The organism is Streptomyces sp. NPDC044064 (assembly GCF_056434245.1).
Map to the genome: position 1 here is coordinate 322,678 of NZ_JBWKFN010000004.1, position 14,205 is coordinate 336,882.

General features: G+C 69.9%; 17 protein-coding genes. 8 read left to right on the top strand and 9 right to left on the bottom strand.

Annotated elements, in window-relative coordinates; all coding sequences use genetic code 11:
* Window positions 1-120: 120 nt before the first annotated feature.
* Together AC07DS_RS09130 and AC07DS_RS09135 are read right to left on the bottom strand one after the other, a co-directional pair.
* Window positions 121-573 (bottom strand): N-acetyltransferase family protein, encoded by a 453-nt coding sequence (locus AC07DS_RS09130; protein WP_479143826.1) that lies wholly within the window; start codon window positions 571-573, stop codon window positions 121-123.
* Between the two features lie 9 nt (window positions 574-582).
* The gene (locus tag AC07DS_RS09135) at window positions 583-1,041 is read right to left on the bottom strand and encodes a MarR family winged helix-turn-helix transcriptional regulator (RefSeq protein ID WP_145878917.1); all 459 of its coding nucleotides are present in this window, start codon (window positions 1,039-1,041) and stop codon (window positions 583-585) included.
* A 143-nt stretch (window positions 1,042-1,184) separates the two neighbouring features.
* Here AC07DS_RS09135 and AC07DS_RS09140 point away from each other — a divergent pair, with 143 nt between their 5' ends.
* Together AC07DS_RS09140 and AC07DS_RS09145 are read left to right on the top strand one after the other, a co-directional pair.
* Window positions 1,185-2,393: an MFS transporter gene (locus tag AC07DS_RS09140; RefSeq protein WP_479143827.1), complete on the top strand. Its 1,209-nt coding sequence runs from the start codon at window positions 1,185-1,187 to the stop codon at window positions 2,391-2,393.
* A gap of 127 nt (window positions 2,394-2,520) precedes the next feature.
* Window positions 2,521-2,940 carry a GlcG/HbpS family heme-binding protein gene (locus tag AC07DS_RS09145; protein ID WP_479143828.1) on the top strand — a complete coding sequence of 140 codons (420 nt, stop codon included), beginning with the start codon at window positions 2,521-2,523 and terminating at the stop codon, window positions 2,938-2,940.
* A gap of 77 nt (window positions 2,941-3,017) precedes the next feature.
* Here AC07DS_RS09145 and AC07DS_RS09150 read toward each other — a convergent pair whose 3' ends face one another.
* Entirely contained in the window at window positions 3,018-3,884 is an 867-nt protein-coding gene (locus tag AC07DS_RS09150; protein WP_479143829.1) for a GNAT family N-acetyltransferase, read from the bottom strand.
* Between the two features lie 163 nt (window positions 3,885-4,047).
* Between AC07DS_RS09150 and AC07DS_RS09155 the strand changes: the two genes are divergently transcribed.
* Window positions 4,048-4,683: an HAD family hydrolase gene (locus AC07DS_RS09155; RefSeq protein ID WP_479143830.1), complete on the top strand. Its 636-nt coding sequence runs from the start codon at window positions 4,048-4,050 to the stop codon at window positions 4,681-4,683.
* A gap of 294 nt (window positions 4,684-4,977) precedes the next feature.
* On the top strand, window positions 4,978-6,492 hold the full coding sequence (locus tag AC07DS_RS09160; protein ID WP_479143831.1) for a globin domain-containing protein: 1,515 nt from the start codon (window positions 4,978-4,980) through the stop codon (window positions 6,490-6,492).
* A gap of 14 nt (window positions 6,493-6,506) precedes the next feature.
* On the opposite strand, the gene AC07DS_RS09165 is transcribed toward AC07DS_RS09160, so the two are convergent.
* The 5 genes from AC07DS_RS09165 to AC07DS_RS09185 all read right to left on the bottom strand — a co-directional run bounded on the left by AC07DS_RS09165 (window position 6,507) and on the right by AC07DS_RS09185 (window position 10,236).
* On the bottom strand, window positions 6,507-6,989 hold the full coding sequence (locus AC07DS_RS09165; protein ID WP_393474651.1) for an NUDIX domain-containing protein: 483 nt from the start codon (window positions 6,987-6,989) through the stop codon (window positions 6,507-6,509).
* An 84-nt stretch (window positions 6,990-7,073) separates the two neighbouring features.
* Window positions 7,074-7,979, bottom strand: coding sequence for a LysR family transcriptional regulator (locus AC07DS_RS09170; RefSeq protein WP_479143832.1), 906 nt, complete (start codon window positions 7,977-7,979; stop codon window positions 7,074-7,076).
* A 217-nt stretch (window positions 7,980-8,196) separates the two neighbouring features.
* Window positions 8,197-9,345 carry a cystathionine gamma-lyase gene (locus tag AC07DS_RS09175; RefSeq protein ID WP_479143833.1) on the bottom strand — a complete coding sequence of 383 codons (1,149 nt, stop codon included), beginning with the start codon at window positions 9,343-9,345 and terminating at the stop codon, window positions 8,197-8,199.
* On the bottom strand, window positions 9,342-9,851 hold the full coding sequence (locus tag AC07DS_RS09180) for a low molecular weight protein-tyrosine-phosphatase (RefSeq protein WP_479143834.1): 510 nt from the start codon (window positions 9,849-9,851) through the stop codon (window positions 9,342-9,344). Before AC07DS_RS09180 ends, AC07DS_RS09175 begins: the two co-directional genes overlap by 4 nt.
* A gap of 7 nt (window positions 9,852-9,858) precedes the next feature.
* Window positions 9,859-10,236: a phage holin family protein gene (locus AC07DS_RS09185; RefSeq protein ID WP_479143835.1), complete on the bottom strand. Its 378-nt coding sequence runs from the start codon at window positions 10,234-10,236 to the stop codon at window positions 9,859-9,861.
* A 60-nt stretch (window positions 10,237-10,296) separates the two neighbouring features.
* On the opposite strand from AC07DS_RS09185, the gene AC07DS_RS09190 reads away from it, so the two are divergent.
* The 4 genes from AC07DS_RS09190 to AC07DS_RS09205 all read left to right on the top strand — a co-directional run bounded on the left by AC07DS_RS09190 (window position 10,297) and on the right by AC07DS_RS09205 (window position 12,645).
* Window positions 10,297-10,614 (top strand): cupin domain-containing protein, encoded by a 318-nt coding sequence (locus AC07DS_RS09190; RefSeq protein WP_094218692.1) that lies wholly within the window; start codon window positions 10,297-10,299, stop codon window positions 10,612-10,614.
* A 166-nt stretch (window positions 10,615-10,780) separates the two neighbouring features.
* Complete coding sequence (locus AC07DS_RS09195) at window positions 10,781-10,993, top strand: DUF5326 family protein (RefSeq protein WP_145878899.1); 213 nt, start codon at window positions 10,781-10,783, stop codon at window positions 10,991-10,993.
* Between the two features lie 201 nt (window positions 10,994-11,194).
* Window positions 11,195-12,109, top strand: coding sequence for an IclR family transcriptional regulator (locus AC07DS_RS09200; protein ID WP_479143836.1), 915 nt, complete (start codon window positions 11,195-11,197; stop codon window positions 12,107-12,109).
* Window positions 12,110-12,207: 98 nt separating this feature from the next.
* Window positions 12,208-12,645, top strand: a complete 438-nt coding sequence (locus AC07DS_RS09205; protein ID WP_403952755.1) for an SsgA family sporulation/cell division regulator — start codon at window positions 12,208-12,210, stop codon at window positions 12,643-12,645.
* 94 nt (window positions 12,646-12,739) lie between these two features.
* Here AC07DS_RS09205 and AC07DS_RS09210 read toward each other — a convergent pair whose 3' ends face one another.
* A complete protein-coding gene (locus AC07DS_RS09210) occupies window positions 12,740-14,191 on the bottom strand; it encodes a YibE/F family protein (protein ID WP_479143837.1) in 1,452 nt (483 codons plus the stop codon).
* Between the last annotated feature and the right edge of the window lie 14 nt (window positions 14,192-14,205).

A 14,205-nucleotide genomic window follows, 5' to 3' on the forward strand; every position in this document is an offset into this window, starting at 1 on the left:
GGGGGGGGTCGGGGGTATTGGTGTGGGGGAGTGGGGGGGGGGGGGGGGGGGGGGGGGGGGGGGGGGTTGGGGGGGGGGGGGGGGTTTTCCCCGGCAACCCCCCCCCCCCCTGCCGTTCTTTCAGAGCTGGAGCTTGAAGCCCACATGCGAGGCGGTGAAGCCGAGGCGTTCGTAGAAACGGTGGGCGTCCGTGCGGCTCTTGTCGGAGGTCAGCTGCACCAACTGGCAGTTCTGGCGCCGGGATTCCTCGACAGCCCACTCGATGAGCCGGGTGCCCAGGCCGCTGCCGCGCTCGTCGGCGTGGATGCGGACGGCCTCGATGATCGAGCGGGTCGCTCCCTTGCGGGAGAGTCCGTGGATGAGCGTCAGCTGGAGGGTGCCGATGACTCGGCCTTCCCGCACCGCCACGACGAGCTGCTGGTTCGGGTCCGCTTTCAGCCGGTCCAGCGCCACGAGGTAGGGCGCCAGATCGTCGGGTGACTCGCGCTGGGCACCCAGTGGATCGTCGGCGAGCATGGCGACGATCGCCGGCAGATCGTCCGCGGCCGCACGGCGTATTTCAAGATCTCCCATACCCGCACCCTATGCGGGCACGTTCAGGGACTCCACGACGCGTACCAGCGGCGCCAGCTCGGGGTTCCTGGCCGCCTCGTCCAGGGCCTCGCGCAGCGCGGCGTCATTGGTGGGCCGTGCCTCCTCGAGCAGCCGCAGACCCGCCTCGGTGACGTTGGTGTAGATGCCGCGACGGTCGGTGGGGCACAGGTAGCGCTCCAGCAGACCGCGGTCCTCCAGGCGGGTCACCAGGCGCGTGGTGGCGCTCTGGCTGAGCACGACCGCGTCGGCGACCTGCTTCATCTGCAGATGGCCGCCCTCGCCTTCGTGCTGCCGGCTGAGCACGTCGAGTAGGGAGTACTCGCGCACGCTCAGATCGTGCCCGGTCTGCAGGGCGCGCTCGATGTGCGCCTCGATCCTCCCGTGCAGAAGAGCAAGGGCGGACCAGCCCTGAGCGAGGGCGGTGAGCGCGGGGTCCGTCGCTGTCATTGGCGTTTTCCTCCGTCCCGGAGCGGCTGGATCCAGAGTAGAGCACTCGCGCAATAGTCGGCGGTTGCGCTTATCCAGCGTTTGCAACTATTGTGGACGCACGTAAAGCGCTCCTGCAATCGTCTGGGAAGGTGTACCCCCACATGCCTCTCGCGCTTCTGGCCCTCGCGATCGGGGCCTTCGGAATCGGAACGACCGAGTTCGTGATCATGGGTCTGCTGCCCGAGGTCGCCGGAGACTTCGGGATCTCCATCCCCACAGCGGGCCTGCTCGTGACCGGATACGCCCTCGGCGTGGTGCTCGGCGCCCCGCTGATGACCGTGCTCGGCACCAAGGTCTCGCGCAAGCGGATGCTGATGATCCTGATGGGCCTCTTCATCGCCGGAAACCTGGTCTCCGCCGTGGCCCCGACCTTCGCGGTCATGCTGATCGGGCGAGTGATCGCCTCCCTCGCCCATGGCGCGTTCTTCGGCATCGGCTCGGTCGTCGCGGCCGAGCTGGTGGCTCCCGACAAGAAGGCCGGCGCCATCGCGATGATGTTCACGGGCCTGACCGTCGCCAACGTCGTCGGCGTCCCGCTGGGCACGCTCATCGGACAGCACGTCGGATGGCGCGTCACCTTCGGGATCGTCGCCGCCCTCGGTCTCGTCGGCCTGGCCGGCATCGCCAGGCTTGTGCCCGAGATGCCCCGGCCCGAAGGCGTGCACCTGCGCCATGAACTGGCCGCCTTCAAGAACGCCCAGGTCCTGCTCGCCATGGCGATGACGGTGCTCGGCTTCGGCGGAGTCTTCGCGGCCATCACCTACATCGCGCCGATGATGACCCACATCGCCGGCTTCGCCGACGGGTCCGTGACCTGGCTGCTGGTCCTGTTCGGCCTCGGCATGGTCGGCGGCAACCTCATCGGCGGCAAGTTCGCCGACCGCGCGCTGATGCCGATGCTGTACGTCTCCCTGGGGGCCCTGGCCGCCGTCCTCGCGCTGTTCACGCTCACCGCGCACAACAAGATCGCCGCCGCCGTGACCATCGCCCTGATCGGCGCGCTCGGCTTCGCGACCGTCCCGCCCCTGCAGAAGCGCGTCCTCGACCAGGCTCATGGTGCCCCGACGCTCGCCTCGGCCGTGAACATCGGCGCCTTCAACCTGGGCAACGCCCTCGCCGCCTGGCTCGGCGGCATGGTGATCGCGGCCGGCTTCGGCTACACCGCCCCCAACTGGGTCGGCGCCGCCCTTGCCGCGGCCGCCCTGGTCCTCGCCGTCCTCTCGGCCGCCCTGGAGCGCCGGGACAGCGGCCGGAGCGCCGTGGTGGCCTCCGGAAGCCCCGCCGGGCAGCGGACTCCCGTCCACCACTGAGCCCGCCCCGACCGCAAGGCATCCCCCCGTACTCGACCGTCACCAGGACCGCTGGGGCACAGGTTGCCCCACGGCCCGTGCGGCACCCCCTCACCTCACGCATACACCGCACCAAGGAGAACGCTCCATGAGCACCACCGCAGTCGCCCCTCTCACCACCGAGGAAGCCGAGCTGCTCGTCGCCACGGCCCGCCGCGCTGCCGAGGAAGCCGGAGTCACCGTCAGCGTCACCGTCCTGGACGCCGGCGGCCATCTGCTCGCCTTCCGCCGGGACGACCGGGCCGTGCTGATCTCCGGGGAGACCAGCACCCGCAAGGCGTACACCGCGCTCCAGCTGAACGCGGCCACCGCGGACCTCGTCGACGCCGTCCAGCCCGGCGGCCTCTTCCACACGCTCCCCACGGCCCTCGACCGGCCCCTGCTCTTCATCGCGGGCGGTCTCCCCGTCCATCGGGACGGCCGGCTGATCGGCGCGATCGGCGTCGGCGGTGGTGCCCCGGACCAGGACCACGGCTTCGCCGCCGCGGCCGTTCAGGCGCTCGCCTGACCGCACACCCCGCGGCATGACAACGCAGGCCTTCACCGCCCCGGAGCGGTGAAGGCCTGCATCTGCCGTGCGACCGCTCAGCCCGCGGCGACCGTCAGCGGCGCGAACCGGCGCGTCCAGTCCCCCGGCAGGTCCGTGATGCCGTAGGTCATGACGGAGTTGAAGGCCACGGACGCGAGCCCCCGTGCCTTGGCCCAGGCCAGCAGCTCCTCATGGCGAACGTCGATGTCGGTGCGCAGTGGGCGGTCCGTACGGTCCGCCAGCGAGGCGATGAGAGCCTTGGCCGTCTCGGTGTCCCGGGCGATCAGCGGGCCTACGACATGTGTGTCCATGTTGGGCCATGCGGCCGTGTAGCCGATGATCCGGCCGCTGTCCTCAGCCACGCGCAGCTGATCGGCGAAGGCGGGCAGGCGGGTGATGAGGGGAGTGCGGTCGACGCCGAACACCTCCTCGTCGAGACGGAGCATCGAGGGCAGGTCCTCCGCGGTGGCAGCACGGGTCGCCACCCCGTGTTCCGGGCCGCCGGGTACGAAGTGCCCCAGCAGCATCTCTGCCCGGCCCGTGACCTTGAAGCCCAGTTCCTCGTAGAGCGGGCGCCCGTAGGGCGTGGCGTGCAGGGTCAGCGGCGTGGTGCCCATGGCCGCGACGACATGCTGCATCAGGCGGCGCCCGACACCCCGGCGGGCGTGCCGCCCGGCCACCAGGACCATGCCGATGGCGGCGAGGTCCGACCGCTGCCAAGAGCCGTACTCCGTGACGACGCAGGCGGCGACGAGCCCTCCGTCGGGGTCGTCGATGCCGTAGCCCTTGCCGGCGGTGAGCAGGAATCCCCACTTGTGTTCCTCGCGTTGCCACCCCCGATCTTCGGACAAGTCAGCGCAGGCGGTGAGATCGCGGAGCGTCAGACGGCGGATGGGCAGAGCAGCGAGGGAAGGAGTCGGCACGCAGGTCAGGCTGTCCGACCGGCACCCCTGACGTCCACCTGTTTCGATGTAGACGCAGGTGCTTTTGGCCATGTCGTGGCCGTTCGTACAGGCCGTGGACAGGCGTGCGTGTTTCACGTGAAACATCGAGGGGCACGGCGGGGCCTCCCATTAGCCTCAGCCCATGGCGAGACTTCATCTCTTCGACCTCGATGGCACTTTGCTGCATGGCACCACCGCTCCCGTGGAGATTTCCCGCCAGTTGGGCAGGGAGGCGGAGACGGTGGCGCTCGACCGGGAGATCGCGGAGGGGCGGATAGGTCCGCCGGAGTATGCGACCCGGGTGTACGACCTGTGGGCGGAGCTGACCGAGGCGCATGTGAGTGCGGCCTTCGAAGCGGCTCCCTGGCTGGCCCGGATCCGTGAGGTCTGGGCGGAGATCAGGGCCACGGGCGACTACTGCGCGGTGGTGTCGCTCTCACCGTCCTTCTTCGTGGAACGCCTCCTGGGGTGGGGTGCACACGCGGCCTATGGATCGCGCTTTCCCGCCGTGCCGTTCACCGCGCCCGTGGACCCGGCCGGAGTGCTCAACGCCGCGGCCAAGGTGACGATCGCGGACCGGCTCTGCCAGGAATTCGGTGTGACTCGTGCGGACTGCGTCGCGTACGGCGATTCGCTGTCGGACAGGGAACTATTTGCTGTCGTACCGGTTTCCGTTGCGGTCAACGCGGACGGGCATCTGGCCGGACTCGCCACATACTCCTACACCGGCCGTGATCTGTGGGATGCCTATGAATTGGTGTACACGTCCGGTAGTTGAGGGAGTTCATGGTTCGCCCCTTGCTCGTTCCATGGCGATGCAAGGGGGGACTTGTGTGCATGGCGACGGCCGGTAGGGTCGACTCCGGTTCACGTCCGGGATGGAGTACACGCATCCCGTGCGGGCCGAGAGCAGGGCAGGCAGCCTAACGGGACGAAAAGATCGAAGACCCGCGTTTCCGGGTATACGGCCGCGGCATCCGGCCAGGATGGGATGCTGCGAAGAGTGCTACGGCTGGCCGCCCGCCGGGGGAAAGCATGCGCCTCCCGAGGAGGTGCGCAGACCGACCGAGAGATGTTCGAGGCGAGGGCACCCATGGACGCTCCGACCACCACGTCGGGCGAGAACGGCATAGCGGGCGGAGGCGGCTGGTTCACGCCGCGCCAGACGCCTTCGACCCCGCCATCGGGCGGTGATCAGGAGACGGCCGAGGGACGCAGGCCCGCGGTGGTGCGCCCGGTGGGCCGGCCGACCCGGGAGGGCCCCGCCCGCCCCGCGTCCGACGCTCCTGCCGCACACCCCATTCCTGCCCCTCCCGTCGAGCGGCCCGCACGGCCGCTCGCACAGGCCCCGCCCAGCAGCCCGCCGATCCCCGAGCACGCCGCGGCCTTCGAGCCTTCGGGCCCGGCCGCCGCGTCGACCGCGCCGGAGCGCGTGCCCCCTCGGCGCTCCGCTCAGCCCGTCGTCGAGAAGGCATCCCCGGACGCCCTCGCCATCCGGGGCACGATGGCCGAGATCGGCCCCGTCGCCGACAAGGTCACCTCCTATTTCTACGCACTCCTATTCGTTCGGTATCCCGAACTGCGTCCGATGTTCCCGCCGGCGATGGACACCCAGCGGGACCGGCTGCTGAAGGCATTGCTCACCGCGGCCGAGCACATCGACAACAAGCCGGTCCTCGTCGATTACCTGCAGAACCTGGGCCGCGGACACCGCAAGTACGGCACGCGCGCCGAGCACTATCCGGCCGTGGGGGAATGCCTCATCGGCGCACTCAGCAAGTACACGTCCCATATCTGGAACCCGGAGATCGAGGCTGCCTGGGTGCGGGCCTACACCACGATCTCCCAGGTGATGATCGACGCCGCGGCGGCGGACGAACTGCGCGCCCCGGCCTGGTGGCAGGCCGAGATCGTCACGCACGACCTCAGGACCGCCGATGTAGCGGTCCTCACCGTCCGCCCGGACCAGCCCTACCCCTTCCTCGGCGGGCAGTACACCAGTGTGGAGACGCCGTGGTGGCCACGGGTCTGGCGGCACTACTCCTTCGCCTCGGCAGCCCGCTCGGACGGCCTGCTCACGTTCCATGTGAAGGCCGTCCCGGCCGGCTGGGTCTCCAACGCACTGGTGCACCGCGCCCGGCCGGGAGACGTCATACGTCTGGGCCCGCCGGCCGGCTCGATGACCGTCGACCACACCACCGACAGCGGGCTGCTCTGCCTGGGAGGCGGCACCGGTATAGCGCCCATCAAGGCCCTCGTCGAGGAAGTGGCCGAGCATGGCCGGCGTCGACAGGTCGAGGTGTTCTACGGCGCCCGTACCGACCACGACCTGTACGACATCGACACCATGCTCAGGCTTCAGCAGAGCCACCCGTGGCTCTCCGTACGGGCGATCATCGACCAGCTGGCCCATCTCCAGCTGCCCGACGCCGTACGGGAGTACGGCCCCTGGAACGAGTACGACGCCTATGTCTCGGGTCCGCCCGGCATGATCCGCAGCGGGGTCCATGCCCTGCGGGACATCGGCATTCCCTCGAACCGCATACGGCACGACTCGGTCGAGGAACTGGTCGTCGTCGGGAACTGACCGGCGCCGGCCGGCTATCCGAGGTCGGGGGCGTGCATGGCGCGGACGCCCTCGATGTTGCCGTCCAGATAGTGCCGCAGCGACAGCGGTACGAGGTGGACGGAGGCGATGCCGACCCGGGTGAACGGGACACGGACGATCTCGTACTCGCCCGCCGGCTCGTCCACTTCGGGACCGTGCCGCAGCGACGGGTCCATGGACTCCAGCCGGCAGACGAAGAAGTGCTGGACCTTCACGCCGGTCGCGCCGCCGTCCTCACCGATGTGCTCCACGGTGTCCACGAAACAGGGCACGACGTCGGTGATCTTGGCGCCGAGCTCTTCGTACACCTCGCGGTGCAGGGCGTCGACGACGGTCGGGTCCGCGGCCTCGACCCCGCCACCGGGAGTGACCCAGTAGGGATCGACACCGGGCTTGGTGCGCTTGATCAGGATCAGGTCGTCACCGTCCAGAAGAACGGCACGGGCGGTGCGCTTGACCACGGGTCGGACGGTCATGGGAGAAATGTGGCCCGGCTGGTTCCACGTGAAACATCCCAGAGCGCCACCATCCGAACGCACCGTGTAAAACCCGGGGCAGGCTCAGCCCCAGCCCGCGGCTGCCCGCAGAAGCCACTCGTGCGCCCGTGCGACGTGCGGCATGGCGAGGGTGCCCGTGCGCACCGCCAGGAAGTACGTGCGCAGCGGCGGCACCGCGGGGTCGTGCAGCGTCACGATCTCCCCTCGCTCGAGGCCGGGGGTGCACAGATAGCGGGGCAGCACCGCCAGTCCGGCGCCCGCGGTCGCACAGGCGAGCACCGCGCGCAGATCGGGGACGATGACCGTGCCGGAGGCGGCCGGGCGCGAGTCGAAGACGGAGGCCCAGTAGCGCGAGACGAACGGCAGAGACTCGTGGACCTCGACGACCGGGAGGTTCTCCAGAGCGGGCGCCCCTTTGAGACGCAGTGCTCCGGGGCCGATCTGCTTGGCCCAGCGCGGGGCGGCGACCAGCGTGTGCTCCTCGTCGCAGAGCGCGGTGGCGGTCAGGAGGGCGCCGCGCGGCCGGACCGTGCTGATGGCCAGGTCATGGTGTCCGGCGGCCAGCCCCTCCAGCGTTTCCTCCGCGGTGCCGAAGGAGGCACGCAGGGCGAAACCCTGGCCGTCGTCGCCGGTCAGCTCCGTCAGGACAGGAAGCGCGCGTTCGGCGGTGAACTCCGGCGGCCCGGCGAGATGCAGCGTCCGCAACGAGGACTCGTCGTCCAGGCCGCTCTCCGCTATCTCCACCAGGGCGTCGAGGTGCGGCGCGGCCTTGTGGGCGAGTTCGTCGCCGATGGTCGTCGGTGTCACCCCGCGGGCCTGCCGCAGGAACAGGGGGCGGCCCAACTGCCGCTCCAGGGTGCGGATCTGCGAGGTGACGGCCGGCTGGGAGAGGCCCAGCAGGGCAGCGGCGCGGGTGAAGGAACCGGCCCGGTGCACGGTGACGAACGTGCGCAGCAAGGCCAGGTCCATGGCACGCCCTTCCCTCTCCCTGCCCTTCTCCGGCCCCCGAGGCAGGCACCAACTATAAATAAGTCGATAGGTCTCTGTCGCTACCGTGATTGGACACTGACAGAGAGTCAACTAGCCTTGTTCGCGCGGTTCTTCGCGCGCAGAACCGAAGGCGGTCCGAGCCACGAGGGGGGAGGCTCGGACCGCCGCAGACCAGGCCCGACGGCCCCTGATCCGGTCACTCGGCGGACTCGTCCAGGGCCCGCAGCACATCCGCCACCAGGTCCTCGGGATCCTCGGCACCGACGGACATGCGGATGAAGCCCTCAGGGACGGGGTCTCCGCCCCAGCGGCCGCGGCGTTCGGCCGTGGAGCGCACACCGCCGAAGCTCGTCGCGTCCTCGACCAGGTGCAGTGCCTCGAGGAAACGTTCGGCACGCGCGCGTGTGGGCAGCGTGAAGGAGACCACGCAGCCGTAGCGGCGCATCTGCTGGGCGGCGACCTTGTGCGCCGGGTCTTCGGGCAGCCCCGGATAGCGCAGCCCGGAGATCTCGGGCCGCTGCCGCAGGGCCTCGGCGACCGCGAGGGCCGTCGCGTTCTGCCGGTCGGCGCGCAGCTGGAGGGTGGCGATGGAACGGTGCGCGAGCCAGGCCTCCATGGGCCCGGAGATCGCGCCGACGATCTTCCGCCATCGGCGTACGGCGGCCATCGCCTCGGCGTTGCGACCGGTGACGTAGCCCAGCAGCAGATCACCGTGCCCGGTCAGCTGCTTGGTGCCGCTGGCCACGGAGAAGTCGGCGCCCAGCTCCAGCGGGCGCTGGCCGAGCGGGGTGGCGAGGGTGTTGTCGACGGCCACCAGGGCGCCCTTCGCGTGTGCCGCCCGGGCCAGCCGCCGGATGTCACACACGTCGAGACCCGGGTTCGACGGCGACTCGATCCACAGCAGCCGCGCGCCGTCGAGGACCTCCAGCTGGGCGTCGCCGCCGGTGGGCGCGGTGCGCACCTCGATGCCGTAGGCCTCCAGCTGGGCGCGGACCAGCGGCAGTGCCTGGTAGCCGTCGGAGGGCAGGACGACCGCGTCCCCGGCGTGCAGCTGGGAGAACAGCACCGAGGAGATCGCGGCCATGCCGGAGGCGAACACCAGCGTCTCGACGTCGTCCTGTCCCGGCGCCTCCAGCTCCCCGATGGCGCGCTCCAGCAGGGTCCAGGTGGGGTTGTCGTCCCGGCCGTAGGCGTACGGTCCGGTCACCTCGCCCGGCAGGTGGAAGTGCGCGGCGAACACCGGTCCGGGCAGCGTCGGCTCGTGCTTGACGGGCTCGGGGAGTCCGGCCCGTACCGCCCGCGTGCCGTCGCCGACGCGGCCCGGGCCCTTGCCGGTGTCGCTCATGCGGCGCGTCCCTCCAGATGCTCCCGTGCGGCGGCGAGCAGACCGGTGCTCGCCGCCTCCACCATCTCCAGGCATTCCTCGAAGCCGTCCCGGCCCCCGTAGTAGGGGTCCGGCACGTCGAGGTCTTCGTCGGCCGATTCGGCAGGGGCGTCCGAAGGGGCGTACGCGCGCAGCAGGCGTACCTTGCGGGCGTCCTCCTCGGTGGGCGCGAGGCGGCGCAGGGCCTTGAGATGACCGGTGTCGAGGGCGATCACCAGGTCGAGGCGGTCGAACCAGGAGGGCTGGAACTGCCGTGCGACGTGCTCGGTGCCGTAGCCGTGCTCGTCGAGGACCGAGACGGTGCGCGGGTCGGCGGCATCCCCCTCGTGCCAGCCGCCGGTGCCGGCGCTCTCGATCTCCACCAGGTCCGCGAGGCCGGCCTCGTCGACGCGCGCACGGAAGACGGACTCGGCCATCGGGGAACGGCAGATGTTGCCGGTGCACACGAAACAGACGCGGTAGGTCATGGCGGGCTCAGTCCTCGTCGGGCAGGACGAGGTTCAGCGCCCACGAGACGACGGAGATGATCAGGCCGCCGAGCACGGCCGTCCAGAACCCCTCCACGTGGAAGCTGAGGTCGAGCTTGCCGCACACCCAGGAGGTCAGCAGCAGCATCAGCGCGTTGACGATCAGGGTGATCAACCCGAGGGTGAGGATGAACAGCGGGAAGGTGAGCACCTTCAGGATCGGCTTGACCAGGAAGTTCACCAGGCCGAAGATCAGCGCGACCACGATCAGCGTGCCGGCCTTCTTGGCCGTGCTGTCACCCGTGAGGGTGATCTTGTCGAGCAGCCACACGGCGACCGCCAGGGCGCCCGCGTTGGCGATCGTCTTGACTACGAAATTCTTCATGTGTCTGATCGTGGCAGACCAGATCGACGGCGAGCAGTGGGGCGAGGGCGGCAAACGGCGATGAAGGCATTCCGGCTGGACGAACTGGAGGCGGAGCGCGCCGCCAACGAAGGGGCCTACCTGCAGTTTCTGCGCGAACGTCACATGTCGGTCGGCCTGTACGCCCTCAACGCGGGCGAACACGACCCGCAGCGGCCGCACAACCAGGACGAGGTCTACTTCGTCGTCAGCGGCCGCGCATCGATCACCGTCGGCGAGGAGACCACCCAGGTGGCCCGGGGCAGCGTGGTCTACGTGCCGGCCGGCGTCGCCCACAAGTTCCACCACATCAGCGAGGATCTGCGGGTTCTGGTCGTCTTCTCTCCGCCTGAGGCCTGAGCCCGGCCCTCGGGGTTCCCTAGGGGGAGGGTCAGGGGAGGACAAGGGGTGCGAGGCCCCCGCGGGACCCACTGGCGGCCCTAGCATCGAGTGCAGACATCGAGAGCTGCGTCCACGACAGCGCGCAATACGCCGTGGACGCACCGGAACGCAAAGGACGAGGGCAATGCGAGAGATCTTCGCGGGGCTGCCGTGGTGGGTGAAGTGGGTCGCGGTGCCGGTCATCGCCCTGGTGGTCTTCGGCAGCCTGATCGCGACCGTGGTCGGCTTCGTGATCGGCCTGCTCTTCAAGGCGCTGATCTTCGTCGCCCTGGTCGGTGGACTGATCTACGTCGTGCGCAAGTTCATGTCGAACTCCTCGTCGCGCAGCGACTGGTGAGGGAAGCGGGAGCCGGTGACCGGTAACGGAAATCACCGGTTCCCTCGGGCGAGGGAAGTTTCCGCGGCAGGCCGTCTGCACGCGGTGGCGGGCGATTAGAGTCCGGAACCCCACGCGGGGCCGGGCCCCGCGGGCGGCGTACACCCCCACCCGTGCTTCCCCGCACGGGTTGCCCCCACCCTCGCGCTACGGGAGTGACCCTTGGCCACGGTTGACACCGCACCGGCAGAACCCCACGCACCCCCCGCCCCGCCGCACTCCTGCACACCCCCGCTGCAGCGGCCGCCCTCGGCGGGCGTCCCGGGACAGCCACGCGCCGCGTCCCTGCCCGGCCCCTCGCACTCCCCGGACGTTCCGGGGCAACCGTCCGCCGCGACCCTCATCGGATCCGTGCAGCGCGCGATGCGCCTGCTGGAGACCGTCGCGGCGCACGAGTACGGCGCCCCCGCCAAGCAGCTCGCCCGCGAGACCGGCCTCGCCCTGCCCACGACCTATCACCTGTTGCGCACCCTGGTGCACGAGGGTTATCTGCGCCGCCAGAAAGGGCTGTTCTTCCTCGGTGACGCGGCCGAGCGGCTGAGCAGCAGCGGAGCGCAGCAGAAACGTCGCAGCACGGTGGCCGACACCCTGGCGCACTGGCGCGATTCCATCGGTGTGCCGGTGTACTACGCGATGTACCGGGACGGCGAGATCGAGGTCATGTGCGTCGCCGACTCGAGGGAAGCCCCGGCGGTCGAGGAGTGGGCCGACTTCCGTGAGACGGGGCACGCGCACGCGATCGGCCAGTGTCTGCTCTCCCAGCTCGACGAGGACACCCGCCGGGACCACCTGGCCCGCTATCCGGCGCAGTCCATCACCCCGTACACCGTGCGCGACAACCATGCCCTGCTGCGCCGGCTGGCCCGGATGCCGCGGATGGAGCCGGTGGTGGAGCGTCAGGAGTACGCGCTGGGCACGGTCTGCGCGGCGATTCCCATCACGGTCGGCACCACGGCGGCCGCGATGGCCATCTCGCTCCCCGCCCACCAGGCCGACCGTCTCCTGCCCGCCGCACAGCGGTTGCAGGCCGAGATCGGATGCCATCTGGGTGCGTTGATGCCCTCTATCAGTATCTGAAAACTCACTCCTTGTGATCTGTTGTGTACTTTCAGCAAGATTTGAGTACGGTCGAGGGATCAATCCCGGCCAGTCGATGTCATGTGACGGGGTAGGCGATGCGCGAATCCGTACAAGCAGAAGTCATGATGAGCTTTCTCGTGTCGGAGGAGCTCTCCTTCCGCATTCCGGTGGAGTTGCGCTACGAGACCTTTGATCCCTACGCGGTGCGGCTGACTTTCCATCTGCCCGGTGATGCCCCGGTGACCTGGGCCTTCGGCCGCGAACTGCTGATCGACGGAGTCGGACGGCCGTGCGGCGAGGGGGACGTGCACATCGCGCCTGTCGACGCGGAGGTGCTGGGCGAGGTGCTGATCCGGCTTCAGGTCGGCGGCGACCAGGCCCTGTTCCGCTCCTCGGCTCCGCCGCTCGTGGCCTTCCTCGACCGCACGGACAAGCTCGTGCCGCTCGGGCAGGAGGGTGCGCTGGCCGACTTCGACGCCCATCTCGATGAGGCCCTGGACCGCATCCTGGCCGAGGAACAGAGCGCCGGCTGAGGCGTTGCGGCAACGGGGCGACCAACGCTCCGGCACGCCGCGTGCAGCTGTGCAGGAACGCTTCTTCGGTGAGTTCCGACCCGTGCCGGGCTCTTCACCGCTTCCGGCGCCGGCCCCTGCCGCCGCCGCGCGCCGGAGCGGGCTGTGCCCCGGCGGGTGCCGCCGCTTCCGGTGCCGGCCGGTCGGCCGACACCACCAGGGCGGCGAGCGCTGTGGTGACCGGGACGGAGGCGACCAGGCCGATCGAACCCACCAGGGTGCGCACGATCTCCTCGGCCACCAGCTCGCTGTTGGCGACCGTGCCCACGCTGCTCTGCGCGATCGAGAACAACAGCAGCAGCGGCAGCGCGGCACCGGCGTAGGCGAGGACGAGGGTGTTGACCACCGAGGCGATGTGGTCGCGTCCGATCCGGATGCCCGCCCGGTACAGCCCGCGCCAGCCCATCGCCGGATTGGCTTCGTGCAGTTCCCAGACCGCCGACGTCTGGGTCACCGTCACATCGTCCAGGACACCCAGCGAACCGATGATGACGCCGGCCAGCAGCAGACCGCTCATGTCGATCGACGGGTACAGGCCGTGGATCAGACCGGTGCTGTCGTCCGTGTTGCCGGTGAGCGCGGCCCAGTCGATGAACTCCGAGCCGAGGACGCCGATCAGCAGCAGGGAGGCCAGTGTGCCGAGCACCGCCACCGAGGTACGGGCCGACAGTCCATGGCACATGTAGAGCGCGATGAGCATGATCGCGCTGGCCCCGACGACGGCCACCAGCAGCGGATTCGAGCCCTGCAGGATCGCGGGCAGGATGAAGAGCGTCAGCACCAGGAAGCTCACGGCCAGTGCGACCAGCGCCATGACACCGCGCAGCCGGCCCACCACCACGACCGCGAGCGCGAAGATCCCCGCGAGCAGTGCCATCGGGAACTTACGGTTCACATCGGTGACGGAGTACTGCAGGTCCTTCGGCGCCGAGGGCTCGTAGGCGACCACGACCTTCTCGCCCTCGCGCAACTGCCGTGACTGGTCCGGCTGCACGATCTCGGTGAACGTACGGCCCTGATCGTTGCCGGTGTCGACGCGGACCGTCGCTTTCCTGCAGGTACCTTTCGCCTGCTGCTGGGCCGAGTTGCCCCCGGCGGTGGAGGCGTCGCCGGTCGAGGCACCCCCGGAGGCGTTCACCGACTTGCAGTTCACCTCGACCACCTTGGCGACCGTGGCCTGCTGTGTCTGGCGGTCGAAGCCGACGCCCGTGCGCTCGTGCGCCGGGGCTCCCCCGGGCCAGAGCACCGCCAGGCCGACGACGACCGCGGCTGCGAACGGGATCAGGACCGCAGCGATGACCTTGCGCAGATGCTTCGAGACGGGCGCGGCGGGTCCGTGACTGTGGCTGTGCCCGTGCGAGTGACCGGTGCCGGCGCCCGGGCCGTGCTGGTGTCCCTGCCCGTGCCTGTGGCCGTGTCCGTCATGGCCGTGTCCGCCACCCTGTTCGGAGCCGCCGCCGCGCGGCGGTTCGGAGGGCGGATACGGGTACTGCTCCATGGTGGTCACCGCCAGATCATCGC